We start from the raw sequence: 19,136 nt of genomic DNA, 5'->3' as shown, positions 1-19,136 counted from the left end.
GGTATGGAGAGTTTTTTGAGTTAAAATCCAAATATACCTTTCCCGCCACTACTTCTGGTTTTCTTTCCCGTAAGCATTCCAAATATACCCCTTACAATTTCCTTGCCGATTTGTCTTGTAATAGTTGCACCCATAACTTGTTCAACCAGACTCTTTTCACCTTTTTTAGGTGTTTCTTCTTGTTGAACTTCAGTTTCCTGAGCAGATTGTTTCTCATTTATGCGATTGGTGAGTATCTCATAAGCACTTTCAGGATCAATCGTTTCCTGGTATTTTCTTGTCATTGAACTTGATTGCGTAAGTGCAGTGTATTCTGCATTCGTTAATGGACCCATGATTGATCTTGGAGGGGTAAGCATGGTTGCTGCCACTTCTGTAGGAATACCCTTTTCGTTCAAAACAGTAACAAGAGCCTGACCAGTACCTAAGGCCGTTAATATCTGATCTATTTTATAGAAATCTGAGCGAGGGTAAGTATTTACGGTTTTCTTCAAGGCATCAGCATCATTTGGTGTGAAAACCCTTAATGCATGTTGAATTCGGTTACCTAATTGCGACAATACACTCTCGGGTACATCTGATGGTGATTGGGTACAAAAGAAGACGCCTATGCCTTTAGAGCGGATTAATCTGATGATAGTCTCAATTTGTTCTAAAAATGCTTTAGAAGAGTTCTTAAATAGTAGATGCGCTTCATCAAAAAAGAATACTAGCTTTGGTTTATCTAAGTCACCAGCTTCTGGCATATTATAGAATATTTCGGCAAGAAGACTGAGAAGAAATGTAGAATATAAAACAGGTTGATTTTGTACATCAGAGATGTTTAAAAGACTGATAGTTCCTTTGCCATCAACTTTTTCAAAAAGGTCCTCAATATCAAATGAAGTTTCACCAAACATTCCACCTAACCCTTGTTGTTCAATAGTTACTATTTTTCTGAGGATAGTTCCTGAAGTAGCTGTTGATATCTTGCCATACGTACTTTTAATCTCTTCGGCTCCTTCTTCATCAGAGAGATAAGCAACTAACTTTTTTAAATCATTTAAGTCGATAATAGGCATTTTATGATCATCCGCATATTTGAAGATAACCGCAAGTACGCCGGTTTGTGTATCGTTAAGATCAAGAATTTTTGCAAGTAAGGTGGGTCCAAATTCTAATACCGTGGCACGCATTTGTGCACCTAGTTTCCCAGAGAGGGAGTAAAGTTCTAATGGGAAGCCAGCTGGTGTGAATGGCTTGTTCAGTTGTCCAGCCCTTTCCTCGATTTTCGGGTTGATTGGTCCAGGTTGACTTAATCCTGATAAATCTCCCTTTACATCTAGCATAAAAACAGGGACTCCAGCGTCTGATAATTGTTCGGCAAGTAGTTGTAGCGTACGGGTTTTACCTGTTCCAGTAGCACCTGCAACCAACCCATGCCTATTCATCATATGTAGAGGCAGGTTAACTTCAGCATCAGCCAATACCTGGCCATCCAATATTCCTGCTCCTAAATATATGTAAGAACCTACAGGCTTGTAAGAGGCTTTAATTTTTTCTGTAAACTTTGCTGATTGATCATTCATAGAAGGTTGTTTTAATTGAAGGTCTATAAAAGTAATAAAACAGAGTTAAAAAAAAAGAAAGGTGCATTTGATTACAGTCAAATGCACCTTTCTTTATCGGTATATATTCGTTATCCTGATAGATATGTTATTTCGAATATTTAAAATCATGATCTTTCTTGATGTTTAACAAAGAATGATAAATCAGACTGATTACATTATCTACATCTTCTTTGTGAATCATTTCCACAGTAGTATGCATATATCGTAGGGGCAAAGAGATCAATGCAGATGGTACACCACCATTAGAATATGCAAAAGCATCTGTATCTGTACCTGTTGAACGTGATGAAGCCTGACGCTGGAAAGGAATGTTATTTTTCTCAGCCGTTTCGATCAGTAATTTATTCAGGTTCACCTGAACTGCAGGAGCATAAGATACTACCGGGCCTTTTCCACAAGCCAGGTCACCTTGAGTAATTTTATTAATCATTGGTGTAGTTGTATCATGAGTTACGTCAGTAATAATAGCCACATCGGGCTTAATTCTGTGTGCAATCATTTCTGCCCCACGTAAGCCAATTTCTTCCTGTACAGAGTTAACAATGTATAATCCGAACGGAAGTTTCTTCTTATTTTCTTTAAGTAGGCGAGCTACTTCTGCAATCATAAAACCACCAGCTCTGTTATCAAGCGCACGGCCTACATAATAGCGATCATTTAACACCATGAACTCATCTTCATAAGTAATGACACAACCAACATGAATGCCTAATTTTTCAACTTCCTCTTTCGAAGTACAGCCACAATCCAGGAATATATTTTTTAGTGCGGGAGCCTCTTCTTTTTCACCAGCACCACGTGTATGTATAGCGGGCCATCCGAATACAGCTTTCACCATTCCTTTATCAGTATGGATATTTACTCTTTTAGAAGGGGCAATCTGGTGATCAGAACCGCCGTTACGGATTACATAAATCAACCCATCTGAAGTAATATAATTTACAAACCAGGAAATTTCATCAGCATGTGCCTCAATCACAACTTTAAAATCAGCTTTAGGATTAATTACACCAACTGCAGTACCATAATTATCTATAAAGCTTTCATCTATATAAGGTTTTAAATAATCAAGCCATAATTTCTGACCTGGATATTCAAAGCCGGTTGGAGATGGATTATTGATATATTCTTCAAAAAATTGGAGCGATTTCTTATTTACTACAGCAACATGAGTCTGCTTGTCGTCTTTCTTTTTAGCCATTATTCAGTTTTTTATTATAAGCAAATATATAAATCGAGGTCTAAGCCTCAAGTTAATTATTAAGTTGTAACTCCATAATGACAAAATCTATGTCATTACTTAGAGATCTTTGATCTGTTTCAATAAATCCAAACTTGTTATAAAAACCAGTTGCTGAAACCCTGGCATTACACCACAACTTTTCAGCACCAGCTGTTTTAACATAATTTATCAAATGATTTAGTAATAATGCACCATAACCTTTTCCCTGTGCGCTAACAATTGTTGCAAACTTTCTGAATTGATACACTGTACCTTCGTGGAATAACGATACAACAGAAGTAAGCTGACCATTAGCAAATAACCCAAAGTGCATCCCGTTTTTATCTTCCTCAAGTTTAATTGAATCAAAAGGAAGATCAGGGTACATCACTTCATGGCGGATGCGCCAGGTGATGTCATGTCTGATTTGTTCAATTTGAATGTCACTCATTACACTTAAAGTGGGATGTTTCCATGTTTTTTACGTGGATTATTTACAACCTTGTTCTCAAGCATTTTAAAAGCTTTAATCAATTTACTTCGAGTTTGAGCAGGTTCAATTACTTCATCAACAAAGCCACGTTCAGCAGCACGATATGGGTTGGCAAATGTATCTGAATAAAGTTTTTCTTTTTCCAGCCATTTTTCTTCAGGATTTTCTGCTATGGTGATCTCTTTCTTAAAGATGATTTCTGCAGCTCCTTTTGCACCCATTACAGCAATTTCAGCACTTGGCCATGCATAATTCATATCTGCTCCAATGTGTTTTGAATTCATTACATCGTAAGCTCCACCATAAGCTTTTCTGGTTATTACAGTAATGCGTGGAACAGTAGCTTCGCTGAATGCGTAAAGGAGCTTGGCTCCATTTGTGATAATGGCATTCCATTCCTGATCTGTACCTGGTAAAAAACCTGGCACATCTTCTAAAACAAGCAATGGTATATTAAAACAATCGCAAAAGCGCACAAAGCGTGCTGCTTTTGTTGAAGCGTGAATGTCTAAAACACCTGCAAGATAAGCAGGCTGATTAGCTACAATGCCAATACTTCTTCCGGCAAGACGAGCAAAGCCAACCACTATGTTCTCTGCATAATCTTTATGTACTTCTAAAAAGCTTTCAGAATCTGTTACTTCTTCAATAATACTTCTTACATCATAAGGTTGATTAGCATTTTGCGGCATAATATTGTTCAATGCCGGGCGACTTTCATCCGCTGGGTCATAAGGTAGTATTGCTGGTATCTCCTCACAATTCTGCGGCATATAGCCTAATAATCTTTTTACATGGTTAATGGCATCCAGTTCATTACTGCAAGCAAAATGAGTAACACCCGATTTAGTAGCATGTGTAGATGCGCCTCCAAGTTCTTCGGAACTAACCTCTTCATGCGTTACAGTTTTAACTACATTGGGACCAGTAACAAACATATATGAAGTATTTTCAACCATGAGTATAAAATCAGTGATAGCCGGAGAATAAACAGCGCCACCTGCACAAGGACCCATTATTGCTGATAACTGAGGGATTACTCCGGATGCCTGTACATTCCTATAAAAAATATCTGCATATCCACCTAACGAAACTACACCTTCTTGAATACGGGCACCACCACTATCGTTTAAACCAATAACGGGTGCGCCATTTTTCATGGCCATATCCATGATCTTACATATCTTTTCGGCATGAGTTTCTGATAAAGAACCACCAAAAACCGTGAAATCCTGAGAAAATACATAAACTAGTCTACCGTTTATATTACCATAACCAGTAACAACACCATCTCCCAAATACTTTTCCCGTTCCATTCCAAAATCGGTACTACGGTGAGTAACCATCATTCCGATTTCTTCAAAAGAGTTTTCGTCCATTAAAAAATGGATTCTTTCTCTTGCAGTAAGTTTACCTTTTTTATGTTGACTTTCTATCCTGGCTTTTCCACCGCCTTCTTGAGCTTGTTTTACTTTTTCTTGTAATAACTCTATTTTGTTCTTCATTAAAAGATGATTTTATCAAATTTTATAAATATACTTTTTACCAGCGATATTGCAACCTCATTGTAAACACGTCATCTTTAAGATCATCCGAATAATCAGCTAATTGGGTACGGTCATTTACAACATGTTCATTATATACGGTTAGTTTTATTCTTCCATTAATCTGGCAGGTCATACCATAACCCAATGTATTGAACTTAATGTCTCCCGCAGTTGTATTGCTAGCAGGAGCTCCAATTTCTTTCTCCTTTACATTTGTATTTGGGTCGTAAGAATCATAAGCAAGCAGAGCCGTAAATCTGCTTTTAGCTATCTGGTGACTTAGCCATAAGTAATATCCCGAAAATTCACGTAAGTAAAGATCTGTGGTGGGTTGCGTAGAAAAACTCTGGCTTGCAAGTGTACCTGGAATTTTATCTGAGTTAGCTACACCTGGTTGTGTACCACCAACATATTCCGCTTTCAAGGATGTAGAACCTAAATTGCTGTCATATTGCAATTGTAAGTTCCCTCCAAAATAATCTCGCTTGGCGTTGTAACCTACAAAGTTGGGACTTGTGTTCTGAACAAAACCGCCGGCAGTATTTGTATAATAGCTTTCTGTATCGTTGCGTACCGAACCTTTATAGAAGGAACCACCAAAGCCAATATGTAATTTTTTGTTTGCCAGACTGTCAAATTTAAAACCCAAGTTTCCAACAATATCCTTTTTAGAGTCATAATCCCTTGATGAGTATCCACTTCCATTTATTACTGCTAAGTCTGCAGTTAAAAATTTAAGAGCTTTGTTTTGGGGATCAAAACTTACCATTGCTCCCAGGTCTCTTTCACGAGGCATTAAAGTCTGAAATACTCTTGCTCTCTCCGGGAAATCTCTATAACCCGATGAGTAAACAATTGAGTATCCAAATGGACGGTTAAAAAGCCCTGCTGTAAATTGAAAGTCTTTAGCATCTGGGTGATGCAATTGTATAAAAGCATCCATTAAGGCAACACCATTTTGAGTAGCATCAAGTTGAAAAACGATATTTGAATACTTATCTACCCGGTCAATTTTTAATCGACCTCTTCGGATCATGAAACGATCTTTAGAGTTTTCTGAAAAATCACCACCAGAATAAGATAATATACCTTCAGATTGTGCTCTCTGATATTGCGTCTGAAGATACCCCGTTATCGTAATTTCATGTGGATCTTTGCTAGAAGGAGCGTTATTGCTTTGTGCAAGAGTAATAAAAGGGCAAGAAAGCAATAAACAAAATAATATTCGTCTCATAAATGGGCAAAAGTTTTTTAAAATTGCTAAATTACATTTAATGGATCATTATTCTATGAATATCAGCTAGATTTTGATTTATCCTCCCCTGAAATAAAGTCTTTATAACAACTAAATTACATTTTTATTACACGAAAAGTTGTTGGTTTTTTCAGTTTGGAATTATTTTTGACCCCAAGTGAAAATAAAAACAGAGATAAATGTTCCTAAGTAAATATCGTTTACTGATTGTCATCACCTTTCTTGGCATCTTTTCAGCAAAGATGATTATTTCTGGTGCTCCTGTTTTTTTCAACCATATAGATAAGGATATGATGATTTCTGTAATTATGCAGCTAGAAGCTGAGCATAGTTCAGATGGTGATAGTGGAAAAGCTAAAGTCAAGCTTAGTGATTTTAGAACTGAAGTATATTATGATTACAGCTTTTTAGCTGTACTTAGTCTTTTTGGTGTCAATAGTGGATTTATAGATAACTTCAAACGGTATTTTGATCCGTTTCATCCATCTGTACCTACACCGCCTCCTAACCTCTGCTAGTTTTAATGCAATTCTCTCAATGGGATAATTGTGCAATTTTTTAAAATTAGTTAAAACATTAATATTCAGTTTTATGCAAAGAGGAAACTCAGTCTTTTCAAGATTGGAAGTGAAGAAGTATATATTAAAAAAGAATTTAAAAAAGGATTTACCTGCAAGTATCGTGGTATTTCTAGTGGCCTTGCCTTTATGTTTAGGTATTGCTTTAGCATCAGGTGCGCCGTTGTTCGCTGGACTTATTACAGGTGTTGTTGGGGGTATTATAGTAGCCAGTGTTAGTGGGTCACAACTCAGTGTTAGTGGACCTGCTGCCGGACTTACGGCAATTGTTTTGGGGGCTATCGGACAACTAGGGAGTTATCAGGTATTTTTACTTGCTGTAGTTTTGGCAGGAGTAATGCAGCTTATTTTAGGTTTATTAAAAGGGGGAACAATCGGAAATTATTTTCCTTCAAGTGTTATAGAAGGCATGCTTGCCGCTATTGGATTAACATTAATCCTTAAGCAGTTGCCACATGCATTGGGTGTCGATTCAGATTTTTTTGGTGATGAGAGCTTTTTTCAAAGTGATAACCAAAATACATTTTCAGCAATTGGAAATGCATTAAGTCACTTCGGAATTGCGGCTATAGTGATCAGTTCTTTATCGATTGCCGTACTTATTTTTTGGCCTAAGGTCAAAAAGTTAAGTATCATCCCAGCTCCTTTATTGGTTGTGGTTTTAGGGATTTTACTGGCAGTAGCTTTTCAAGGTACTCCATATGCACTTGGTGCAACACAAATGGTAGAAATACCAGTAGTAAATGGTTGGTCTGAATTTATTGGCTTGTTTACTACACCTAATTTCTCTGCTATATTAGATGGTAAGGTTTGGGTTGTAGCGGCTACAATTGCTGTGGTTGCTAGTTTAGAAACACTTTTAAGTATAGAAGCTGTTGATAAAATAGATCCTATAAAAAGGGTTTCGCCAACAAACCGTGAGTTAATGGCTCAGGGGACAGGAAATATTTTTAGTGGATTGATAGGGGGCTTACCTATGACATCAGTTATTGTACGTAGTTCGGCAAATGTGAATTCAGGCGGAAGAACTAAGATGAGTGCAATTTTTCATGGCTGTTGGTTACTTTTATCCTTACTTTTTATTCCAGGTCTGATAAATATGATACCTTTGGCATGTTTAGCTGCTATACTATTAGTAACTGGTTATAAACTTACAAGAGTGGCATTATTTAAACATATGTTTCATAAAGGTTGGGATCAGTTTGTGCCATTCGTGATCACAATTGTAGCTGTATTGCTTACCGATCTGTTGAAAGGTGTTGCTGTAGGTATGCTATTCTCTGTGTTTTATCTGTTGCGTACCAATATGCGGAACTCTTATTTCTATAAGATCCATGAAGAAGGGGATAAAAAGAATATCAGAATAAAACTTGCAGAAGAAGTGTCTTTCCTAAACAAAGCTGCCATTCAGGTTGCATTAAATAAAATTCCTAAAGAAACCAATGTAATTATTGATGGGACTAATTCCAAATATATCGATCCTGATGTGTTGGAGACCATTTTTAACTTTAAGCATAATGCTTATACAAAAGGGACGATTGTTGTCTTAGAGAATATCAAGAAGCAATATACATTCCCAAAAAAGAACGAAGAAGTTATACAAGAAATTAATAATTAAATTATTATGTGCGCTAAATTAGAAAAACAAGATACAGACAAAATAACATACGAAGGTTTATTACAAGGAAACAAAGATTGGGTAGCTGCAACGCTTAAAGAAGATCCGAAGTTTTTTGAAAGACTATCAGCTGGTCAGGCTCCTCCAGTTCTTTGGATCGGATGTTCTGATAGCCGTGTACCGGCCAATCAAATTACCAATACAATGCCTGGTGATATTTTCGTACACCGTAATATTGCAAATGTGGTTACACATACGGATATGAATTTGCTGAGCGTGTTAGATTATTCAGTTAACGTATTAAAAGTAAAACACATTATCGTTTGTGGTCATTACGGTTGTGGAGGTATAAATGCTGCTCTGGGCGACAAACAGGTTGGTCTAATTGACAATTGGTTAAGAAATATCAAAGATGTTATCAGAATGCATGAGCGTGAGATGCAAACGATTAAAGATCCAGTAAAAAGATCAAACCGTTTGGTTGAACTTAATGCAATAGAAGGTGCTGCGAATGTGATGAGTACGTCTATCGTGCAAAATGCATGGGCATCGGGTCAGGATCTTGCAGTTCATGCCTGGGCATATAGTCTGGAAACGGGCTTAATTAAAGACCTGCAAGTAAGTGCATCTGGAGCCGAAGATATTTCTCCGGTATTTAAAATGCAAGCTCATAAATAACAGGTAATATTTTATAAATAAAAAGACAAGGCCTTTGACATAAGTCAGAGGCCTTGTCTTTTTAATAGCTTTTTTAGGCAGGATTATTGCACGTAGATTTTTAAAAAGCAGTATATTGGTGTATGCTATAAAAACTTATAGAAATGCAAAAAACAGAACATAAAAAACCAGGGAATAAAGAAATGATGGAAGCTTATTCTTTATTGGCTTTAATTCCACCATTAGGCATGCTATTTATTATCGTAGATTGGTATAAAGGTGCAAAAGTCAATGCTGTTTCAGTATTTGGTTTGCTCTTGGGAGTTGTGTTGACAGTAGTGTATTATATGCAGTTAACAGGTCAAAGTTAAGAATGGTCATATTTTGTTATAAAGTATAAAAACGCCTCCTTTTCTTGAAAGGGAAGCGTTTTTATAGCACGGTATTTATATTGGTTTAAAAATTACCGCATCGGCAGTTACAACCCCATCTGCACCTTCAGTCGAAATTTCTACAAAAGCATTTTTTCCTTTAGATAACTTATAGGCACCTAAGCTAACCCATTCGCCAGAGCTTAATCCAAGTTCTTTGATATCTATGGTCTTTAATAAGATTGACTTATCTGTTTTACCATCAAATACCCTGAAAGTAGTTTGACTAGATCTTCCCGCAATTTTAGGGACATACACATAGACCTCATGCTTTCCATTTTTTTCAATTTCAGGAATAAATTTAGCCGTACTTATAGCTGTTGTTTTTCCTTTGTTGATAAACAGACCATGGCCGTATCCGCCTTTAACATTACTCCAGTCGCCTGTGGTTTTTACATTTTCTTTATCATCATTGTCGACCAGAACTTCTTTAGTACCATTATTCAATAGGGGATCTTCGATTAACTGTTTTTGGATTTCCTTAACGTTTAGCTGTTGTACAGGTAATTTTTTGTCAATAGCCAGTACTGCTGCGGTGGCGGCCGATTGCCCCATTACCATAAATACCGGCTCCATACGAATAGATCCAAAGGCAATATGCGAAGCCGATAAACAAACTGGAACAAGCAGGTTTTTACATTCTGTTTGTTTTGGTACAATAGCTCTGTAAGAAATTGGAAAAGGACTAGGCACACGTTTCTGTACATCACCTTCATTCTTTACCATTCCATTTACAACAATACGTTGGCAATTATGCGAATCCATTCCATAGGCAGCCATTCCGATAGCATCATCAATTACTTCAACACCCTCACAATGCTTTTGTGTCATGACTACTTCGCCAACCATTCTGCGTGCTTCACGAACATATAATTGGTTAGAGAAGCCCCCTAAATCTTTAAATTCATCTTTAGCAAACCCCCAGCTCTGCATATCCTTTCTTACTGATTCCGGAACTTGCTTGTTATGAGCTAAAAAATATAGCATCCCTTTGGTATAGTCTTCATGAGCTTTCCAGATTTGTTTCCTCGTATTATAGTCTCCCTCTGGATAATCATAGTTTGCCCCAATCATGTCAGTGGAGAAACCACCAAAGTTGTTGAAATCTGTCTTTCCATTTGGCATATTCTTAATCAGGAAATTGCCTTTGTTTTCTATTTCCAGAACACCACTCTTTGTCTTTGATTTAAAATCTCCAAAAATACCTTTCCAACCTTCTTTTTCAATTACACGAAGCAGTAAGGTGTAATCCGAAGGATTATAGTTTTCAGGCTTGCTAAATGGAATTTGATTGCCTTTATCTTGGGTTAAACACAAACGGAAATTGTAAGCCTGAATTAACTTATCGCCAGAGCCAGTCGGTGCTAAAGTGCCTTTTCCAATACCATAAAGTAACCCGCTTTCCGGTTTGCCAGGGATAACATAAGGATCTATACCATCCGGAATCTGGTGAAAATCTGATAATTGTACGCCGTTGTAAGTCTCTCCATAAGTGCTATTAGCTTCCCTTCCATAGGTATAAGAAACACCTGCTTTAGCCATTAAATCACCCTCATAAGTACAATCAATGAACATCTTCGCTTTAACAGTTTTATTCGTCGCAGCATTTGGATTGTCAGACATCTCCAAACTTATTTCGGTGATATAACCATCTTGTTTTTTTACACCAATTAATCTATGGTTTTTAACAATGTCCAGCTTTGCTTCTTTAATCATATCAGCATATACCTTATCAGCCACATGTGGTTCAAAAACCCATTGTTCAAACTTTCCGTAATGCTGTCCTAATCTCCTGTAAAAGTCTTTTGCTAATCCTGTAATGGCATATTTGTTGCCTATGTCCGTTGCCCCTAAACCCCCGGTAGTTAATCCGCCAAGGTATTTGCCCGGTTCAATAATAACAACGGTTTTCCCCATTTTCTTAGCGGTATATGCTGCAATAATCCCAGCCGAACTTCCACCATAGATACAAACATCTACAGGCTTTATTTCTTTAGCAACAGCGTTTAACTGCAATAGTACTATACCAGCAGCAAACAATAGAATATTAATTTTTTTCATTAATTGACCTTATTTTATGGTGATTTCTACTTCTCTAACTACATCAGCAGATTGATTATTACGGCTGTTTTTTCCTGCAAAAGTGACTTTATAAGTGCCTTTGGTAAGGTAAATGTATTCAAATTGATTTGGCATAGCTGTAATCATATCTTTAATAGATACACCATAATCTTTATTCACAGCGTCTACATATAGCGCTTTTGAAACTGCCCAGTTTTCGGTGTCTCCAGAGTTCTTAGCGGGAGCTGAGGTAAACAGTCCTCCACTTGTAGTCCAGCCATAAGTTGGGTTCTTAACACTTATAGCTTTCCAGCCCATCGCACTTAAGGCGCCCACTGTTAACGATGTTTTTTCATCGACCTTATTGATCAGGTTAAATACCGTGATTGTCCAATTTGGTTGTACGGTATTCGTACTATTTACCCCGCGATATCTAAAAGCTAAATATAATGGCTTGCCAGCTTTTTTTAGATCAGTAAGATCCGCGGTTCCAATATCGACAGATACTCCTGTAGTCGCCGTAGGCATTGTAAATCTATCCGTAATATCAGTCCAGGGAGCAGACATTACATCATCCAATTCTCTTGCAGTACCAAGCTCATTTGTAGCCAATAAACTGAGTGTATTTTGTTGCGTACCATTTCTTAAATTGGCCTTTATATTAAGTAATACTTGCCCTGGTGCAGTAGTCCTATCCTTATTCTCGTACTTAAACCCTGGTTCACCAGAGTACATCGTCAGGTAATCAACTGAACCCGAAAACTTGAACTTTACTGTATCGCCCAGATTATAGCTGGATTTGTCAACACTTACATCAAAAGTCGGTTCATGAACTTCATTTTTATCGCAGGAACTAAATAGTAGCCCTATGAATATGCTTAGATATACTTTTTTCATATCAATAATATTTACCATCCAGGGTTTTGAGTTAGTAATTTATTCAGCGTTATTTCTTTCGAAGGGATTGGCATTAGCAAATTCCGTGTGGTAATACTTTCTGCCGCTCTGTAAGCAACGGCAGGAGCACCGGCACCTTTAGCATAAGAGGCATAAGATTCCATCATAGAAACAAATTTTCCCCAGCGCAAAAGATCAGGTCTTCTGTAACCTTCAAAACATAGTTCTCTGGAACGTTCATCAACAATAAGATCAAAGAAATCTTCTTTGTTTAATCCTAATGGGATATCCGCATCATTCATATTAGAAAGTATTGCTGTTGCTACAGCCCCGGTTCCACCGCCTCCAGTTAATGTGATTGTAGGTATTCCCTGATAATTTTTTCCATTCGTAACCACATTAATTGCTGTTACCTTTCCGGCAGAAATAACTGCAGTTGCTGTAGCATTCAAGGATGGAGCGCCCCCTGTAATGGTTACCACAGGTGCAGTTGTATAGCCTGTCCCCTGTGCGGTAACAGCTATTGTTTTTACCACATTACCATTAAGTACTTTGCCATATCCTCTTCTTCTTACTAAATTAATAGCAGTATATGCGCTGTCAGTAGGCATACTATAAACTTCATTAGCAGCTTCAGCATACATTAAAAGTATATCAGAATACCTTAGAAGTGTTATGTTCATGCCGTTTACCTTACCCATCGGACTAAGCTCATATTCTCTGCGCCATTTTCCTGCATTCATAAGCCATGGATTTGTTACCGCAGTATATTTAGCTGTTGTAGTAGTTCCATAATTGTAATTGGCACAATTCCAGTCTCTACGTAAATCAAGAGTAGGACGGATGGTTGCAGTAGAAGCGGGGTTAATAACCTCATAAGAGTCAAAAAGTTTCTTCGTCGCATTAACCCTTCCAGATGAATACCCTACCTTTTCATCAGAACATAAAATACCAATAAAAGGACCTGTCGCCTGATTAGTTTCATCTATTCCACCAATGCCATATCCATAAAACTCAACTTCCCAAATGCTTTCCTTAACATCATACTCATCTTTGGCTAATTTTATAAAAATGTTGGAGTAGTCGGGGTTTAATTGGTGCTCTTCTGAAGTGATTACTTTATAAGACCATGCCTTTGCATCATTGTACTTTGCCTTATCTAATAGCGGATACCCTGCCATTTGCAAGCAGACTCTTGCCAGAATCCCCTGCACAGCAGTTTTAGTGACTTTACCACTATAACCTAAAGTTGTAACTTTTTGATTCTGCAGGAGCTTTTCAGCCGTCGTCATGTCGGATAGAATCTGTTCATATACCTCTTTTACGGGACTGCGTTTAATGTTTACATCTGTTACAGAGTTTGATGGAGTGGTGATCAATGGCACATCTCCAAAGTTTGTCACCAATAAAAAGTAATAATAGCCGCGTAAAAATAAGGCTTCACCTTTTATTTTTTCTCTTTGAGCTTCAGGCATATTAGGTTTATTGATATTGGCTAACAAAGTATTAGCGCCATTAATACCAGTATACAACGATGCCCAGAAAGTTCCTACTTCAGGAGTAGAAGCGGTGTATTGATAAAAGCAATATGCAAGGGCTCCACTAGATAGCCAGATATTAAATGCTTCTTCGTCACTTTGTGCATAAAATCCATATAGGATATCTCTTCCGTAAAGTGTTTTACTTCCAAGGACGTTGTATACACCGTTCAGGCCATTTTGCAGTTCTTCTGCTGTATTGTAATAATTAAGCGGACTTAAAAAATCAGTTGGTTTCGTATCCAGAACTTTCTGACAAGAAGTGCTGATCGAAATGAATGCTATGATGTAAAATTTTATTAGATGTCTCATAATCTTTGAATTATAAAGAAAGATTTAAACCGAAAATAATTGTCCTGGCACGTGGATATGCTGCATAATCAAAACCTTGTGTTAGGTTAGAAAAGCCAACAGATACTTCTGGATCAGGTCCGGAGTAATTTGTCCAGGTTATTAGATTTTGAGCCGAACTGTATACTCTAAGATTTTTTATTCCTAGTTTTTGAGTTAAAGAATTTGGCACATTGTAACTTAGTGATACCGTTTTTAGCCTTAGGTAAGAGCCATCTTCAATTACTCTGGTCGAATAGTTTGCTGGACCTGCACCACCAACAACTGGAATGATACTGCTTTGGTTTTCTAAAGACCATCGGTTTGCATAAGTGGCAAACTGGTTTAAGTTCCTTTGACTACTGCCTTCAAATATTAACCTGTTAGCATTAATTAAATCGTTACCATAAGACCATTGAAACAAAACATTCAAATCGAAACCTTTATAAGAGAAATTGTTAGTTAGTCCGCCAGTATGTTTAGGCAAACCACGACCAATTATGGTGTAATCACTTGTGTTAATGATACCATCACCATTTATGTCCTTGTACTTAATATGCCCTGGTTTAATGGTCGTCCTTGCATTTCCATTAGCAATAACATTGTTATTTAAAATATATCCACCATTGGCATCGATGTCAAAATCTGATAATTGGTAAAGACCGTCAGATACCAAACCATACATCTGTCCCAATGGTTGTCCAACCATAGATATATAGCTATACACCCCAATATAACTGTCGTTCCAACGTACTTGTCTGGTTAATGCATTTTGGTTTTCAGTTAAAGAAAGGACCTCATTCTTATTGAAACTGATGTTAAAATTAGTAGACCATGTAAAAGCTTTTGAGTTCAGGTTTACCGTGTTTAAACTAATCTCCAAACCTCTGTTTCGCATTTTTCCGATATTCTTAAAAGCTGAACTTACACCAGTTGTAGTTGGTAAATCAGCATTTAATAATAAGTTGTTTGTACGCTTATCATAAACATCCACTGTTAAACTAATTCTCTCCTTAAAGAAACCTAAATCAACCCCCAGATCTGCCTGGTTTGTTGTTTCCCATTTCAAATTAGGGTTTCCAATTGCAGTAATCATTGCCCCTTTAGTGGTGGTCGAGTTGTTATAAGGATACCCAGAGGAAAGCGGGAATGAAATCCGGGTCAGGTAATCAAAATCACCAATACGATTGTTCCCAGTAGAGCCATAACTTGCTCTGAATTTAGCATTGCTTATAAAAGTTATGTTCTTGAAAAAGGATTCTTTACTGGCATTCCATGCGAATGCAGCAGATGGAAAATATCCCCAGCGGTTATCTGCAACAAACTTTGATGAACCGTCTGAGCGAAAGGACGTTGTGAATAGGTACTTGCCTTTATAAGCGTAATTTAAACGTCCTAAGTAGGAAATCAATCCCCATGGACTGCTAGCTGTACTACCAACTTGTGTAATACCTTCGTCTAAACCATCAATTCCCAGGCTTTCATTTGGTATTAAACTAGATGAAAAACCTCTCCTAAAATATTTGTTGGTTTGTACTGTATAACCAGCTAAAGCTGTAATGCTATGATCTTTATTAAAAGTCTTTCTATAGGTTAGTGTGTTTTCGTTTAGTAAATTCTTAGTAGAGACGTCATATACAGAACCATTTACGCCTCTTGTAGAACTATTAAGTGGGCTGCCGGCACTTGTTAATGAATTATTGAATGATTGCGAAGTGGAAAGCCTGTCGGTCATTGCACCAGTAATCTTTAACTTTAAACCTTTTAAAATGGTGTACTCGCCATAAACATTTGCATAAAAACTTGTAGCCTTATTTTCTCTTAAAGTGTTTTTAGCTGAAATTATGGGATTAAACCTATAGTCGTCACCCGTAACGATAGGGTCAAACAATTCGTCTTCAAGATCCAACTCTTCCAAACCAGTAACAGGTCTGTATCCCCAAACAGAATACATTTGACTTAAAGAGGCATTAAATGTTCCATCAACAGGAATTTGTATGGTGCCATAAGTTGTATTCTGGCTGTAATTGATGTTGGTACCGACAACAAATTTGTTATTGATAGTTTGATCTAATGAAATCCGTCCTTGATAGCGTTTAAGACCAGAATTAATAATAATTCCTTCAGAATCCCTGATATTTGCGGAGATAGAATATAAGGTTTTATCAGAGCCACCCCGGACAGACATATCATAGTTTTGTACGGCAGCAGTTCTAAAAAATTGATCTTGAAGGTCAGTCCCTTTTACGGAGCGATATGATTCTAGGGTATTTCCGTCTGCTTTATAATAAGGGTCCGTAACCGGAAGATCGCCTGGTGTATAAAGATTGGCAGCAGTATTAATTGTAGCTCCTTGTGTTTGCTCTAGCTGAACCTTTACAAAATCATATGGAGAGAGCATTTTCATCCGTTTGCTATTGTCATGCAATCCATAATAGGAACTGATATTGATAACAGGTGCACCCTTTTTTCCTTTTTTTGTAGTAATAATAATAACCCCATTCGCACCTCTTGATCCATAAATTGCGGTAGAAGAAGCATCTTTCAATATATCAATGGATTCAATATCCGCAGGGTTAATGTTACTGTTATCCGAATCTTCAAGAGGGAAACCATCAACAACATATAGAGGAGAGTTGTCTTGGGTAATAGATCCTGGGCCGCGAATAACAATATTGTTCACTGCTCCAGGCTGTCCATCTGCCCCCGAAACGGTAACCCCCGCTACACGGCCTGCTAAAGCTTCATCAAAAGAGGTAACTGGCGCTTTTGCCATATCCACCATATTCACAGAACCTACTGATCCTGTTAAATCCTTACGGCTTACAGTACCATAACCAATTACAACCACCTGATCAAGCTTGTTGACCTCTTCCATTAGCTTAACGTTGATTACAGTTCGCCCGTTAATTGCCACCTCCTGAGTTGTAAATCCCAAATAAGAGAAAACCAAAATCCCATTGTCATTAGCAGATTTTATAGAATAGAGACCTTTTCCATTACTTAAGGCAATCGTTTTGCCTCCTTTTATACCTATAGTAACCCCAGCTATAGGTTCGCCATTTTTATCAGTAACTTTTCCTGAGATATCAATTACGGAAGCCACATTTATGAGCAATCGGTCTTTTTCCTTTATCGTAATCGTTTTATCATTGATGGAATAGGTTAGGGGTTGGTGTTCAAATACCTTTTTAAGTACCTCATTGAAATCCGCATTGTTCACCTTAATATCAATGGGATTAGCCATTTTCAAGAGGTTATCTGTATACAAAAAGATATAGCCACTTTGGTTTCTAAGTTCTTTTAGAACCACTTTTAAAGAGGCATCAGATTTAGATAAACTTATTTTCTGCGAATAGCCGGACGCGCTAACCTGCAGGAATGTAGCTATTAATATTACGGTGGTCAATCGCATAATGAGCCATAGTTTAGCGATATGCCTATCCGGCATACCGGTTTTGTTGGTATAATTTTTATACATTTGTTTAGTTTGGTTTTGAGCAGTTTACCTGTTGTTTCGAAGCTTGGGTATGCTGCATTAAACTTTGATAATTTATTATTAACGGAACCAGATTAAAGCCAGGAGTGTTAGACGCACTTTTGGCTTTTTATATCTTATGAGCTGGCTCAGCTATCCAGGAGTAGAAAATTCTTCATGTTTTTTGGTTTAGGTTATTATAATGTTGATTGGTTATTCTGTTGATGATTTGATTCCTTTATGTAGGACTATTTTGAAACAAGTATTTTTTTACCTTCAATTTTAAAATGAACTTTATTAGTGGATTCTAAAGACTTCAGCACTTTAGAAACATCGTCGAATCTGGATACCCCACCACCAAACTTTTCATCTGATATCTCTCCGACATATTCAATATCTACGTTATACCAGCGTGCAATCATTCGCATAATTACCTGGATGTTCTCACTGTCGAACATAAACTGGTTATTTTTCCAGGCAATGGCAGCATCTACATCGGCATCAGTTAATAGAATATCTCCCTTTCCGGAGAAGGTGGATTGTTGACCTGGTTTTAAAATTCTGGAGCTACTTTTTCCAGATATTTTGATGCTACCTTCAATCAGGGTCGTTTTGACTGATGCTTCCTCCAGATAAGAATTGATATTAAAATGTGTACCCAAAACTTCAACTTCCTGTTCGGCCGTTTTTACAATAAAGGGTTTGGATTTATCTTTTGCAATTTCAAAGTAGCCTTCCCCAATCAATTCAACCTTACGTTGTTTTGATGAAGAAAATGATGTTGGAAATTTAAGTGTTGAAGCCGCATTTAGCCAAACTTCGCTATGGTCAGGTAAACGGATCTTGTAAGTCTCACCATTAGAAGTAGATAAAGTATTAATACGGCTAGATTCGACACCGTTATCAATAATGTCATAAACAAGCTGGCCATCATCTGTTTTGGAAATCACTACTCCTGCTTCTTTGGCAAGTTCACCATTTACAGCATGAGATAGTATAATCTTTTTGCCATTGGCGAGTGTTAGTGTCGCACCTTGCTTACCGGGGACAATATCGCTGGTATAAGTATTGGGTTGTTGAGTCTGTTTATTGTGATTTATTTTGTAAAAATATAAACCTATGGCAGAACACAATAGGACAGAAGCTGCAATAGCTATACGACGTAAAATACGTTTGCGGTTTGATAGTTGAATAACCGCAGGAGAATTATTTATGGTATAAAGAATGCGTTCATTCAAATTCAAAATCTGTTCATTACCAATGGCTAAATCCAAATCTTCAGCATTCATCACTTCAATTGCGTCCTGAGATAATGCTGCATCCCACTCTGCCTGATGTTGACCTTCTTCAATGATGCGCAAAACCATTTCAAGCTGCTGCGGATTACATTGTTTATTCAAATATTTTTGAAATAGACTGAT

14 protein-coding genes are annotated in these 19,136 nt (G+C 37.3%); 4 read left to right on the top strand and 10 right to left on the bottom strand.

Translation table 11 applies throughout. The features are described 5' to 3' along the window. Positions 1-20 precede the first annotated feature (20 nt). The 5 genes from WC623_RS01725 to WC623_RS01705 all read right to left on the bottom strand — a co-directional run bounded on the left by WC623_RS01725 (position 21) and on the right by WC623_RS01705 (position 6,106). Positions 21-1,568 carry a helicase HerA-like domain-containing protein gene (locus tag WC623_RS01725; RefSeq protein ID WP_372847802.1) on the bottom strand — a complete coding sequence of 516 codons (1,548 nt, stop codon included), beginning with the start codon at positions 1,566-1,568 and terminating at the stop codon, positions 21-23. A gap of 127 nt (positions 1,569-1,695) precedes the next feature. Continuing rightward, a complete protein-coding gene (locus WC623_RS01720; protein ID WP_372847801.1) occupies positions 1,696-2,811 on the bottom strand; it encodes a M42 family metallopeptidase in 1,116 nt (371 codons plus the stop codon). A 52-nt stretch (positions 2,812-2,863) separates the two neighbouring features. After that, positions 2,864-3,283, bottom strand: coding sequence for a GNAT family N-acetyltransferase (locus WC623_RS01715; RefSeq protein WP_372847800.1), 420 nt, complete (start codon positions 3,281-3,283; stop codon positions 2,864-2,866). Between the two features lie 5 nt (positions 3,284-3,288). After that, complete coding sequence (locus WC623_RS01710) at positions 3,289-4,830, bottom strand: acyl-CoA carboxylase subunit beta (RefSeq protein ID WP_372847799.1); 1,542 nt, start codon at positions 4,828-4,830, stop codon at positions 3,289-3,291. 37 nt (positions 4,831-4,867) lie between these two features. After that, the gene (locus tag WC623_RS01705) at positions 4,868-6,106 is read right to left on the bottom strand and encodes a porin (RefSeq protein WP_372847798.1); all 1,239 of its coding nucleotides are present in this window, start codon (positions 6,104-6,106) and stop codon (positions 4,868-4,870) included. 200 nt (positions 6,107-6,306) lie between these two features. Here WC623_RS01705 and WC623_RS01700 point away from each other — a divergent pair, with 200 nt between their 5' ends. From WC623_RS01700 to WC623_RS01685, 4 genes are all read left to right on the top strand, one after another. Further along, entirely contained in the window at positions 6,307-6,645 is a 339-nt protein-coding gene (locus WC623_RS01700) for a hypothetical protein (RefSeq protein ID WP_372847797.1), read from the top strand. 73 nt (positions 6,646-6,718) lie between these two features. Then, positions 6,719-8,323 carry a SulP family inorganic anion transporter gene (locus WC623_RS01695; protein WP_372847796.1) on the top strand — a complete coding sequence of 535 codons (1,605 nt, stop codon included), beginning with the start codon at positions 6,719-6,721 and terminating at the stop codon, positions 8,321-8,323. A gap of 6 nt (positions 8,324-8,329) precedes the next feature. Continuing rightward, positions 8,330-9,001 carry a carbonic anhydrase gene (locus tag WC623_RS01690; protein ID WP_372847795.1) on the top strand — a complete coding sequence of 224 codons (672 nt, stop codon included), beginning with the start codon at positions 8,330-8,332 and terminating at the stop codon, positions 8,999-9,001. 143 nt (positions 9,002-9,144) lie between these two features. Further along, entirely contained in the window at positions 9,145-9,351 is a 207-nt protein-coding gene (locus WC623_RS01685) for a hypothetical protein (protein WP_372847794.1), read from the top strand. A gap of 75 nt (positions 9,352-9,426) precedes the next feature. On the opposite strand, the gene WC623_RS01680 is transcribed toward WC623_RS01685, so the two are convergent. From WC623_RS01680 to WC623_RS01660, 5 genes are all read right to left on the bottom strand, one after another. Next, complete coding sequence (locus WC623_RS01680; protein ID WP_372847793.1) at positions 9,427-11,472, bottom strand: FAD-dependent oxidoreductase; 2,046 nt, start codon at positions 11,470-11,472, stop codon at positions 9,427-9,429. A 9-nt stretch (positions 11,473-11,481) separates the two neighbouring features. Continuing rightward, positions 11,482-12,369 carry a DUF5017 domain-containing protein gene (locus WC623_RS01675; protein WP_372847792.1) on the bottom strand — a complete coding sequence of 296 codons (888 nt, stop codon included), beginning with the start codon at positions 12,367-12,369 and terminating at the stop codon, positions 11,482-11,484. Between the two features lie 11 nt (positions 12,370-12,380). Continuing rightward, a complete protein-coding gene (locus tag WC623_RS01670; RefSeq protein WP_372847791.1) occupies positions 12,381-14,219 on the bottom strand; it encodes a RagB/SusD family nutrient uptake outer membrane protein in 1,839 nt (612 codons plus the stop codon). Positions 14,220-14,229: 10 nt separating this feature from the next. Next, positions 14,230-17,718, bottom strand: coding sequence for a TonB-dependent receptor (locus WC623_RS01665; protein ID WP_372847790.1), 3,489 nt, complete (start codon positions 17,716-17,718; stop codon positions 14,230-14,232). 245 nt (positions 17,719-17,963) lie between these two features. Then, positions 17,964-19,115 (bottom strand): FecR family protein, encoded by a 1,152-nt coding sequence (locus tag WC623_RS01660; RefSeq protein ID WP_372847789.1) that lies wholly within the window; start codon positions 19,113-19,115, stop codon positions 17,964-17,966. Positions 19,116-19,136: the final 21 nt, after the last annotated feature.

The organism is Pedobacter sp. (genome assembly GCF_041645105.1).
GTDB lineage: Bacteria > Bacteroidota > Bacteroidia > Sphingobacteriales > Sphingobacteriaceae > Pedobacter.
Note: the sequence above shows the minus strand (reverse complement) of the source record. Positions and strands in the feature narration are given on the sequence as shown.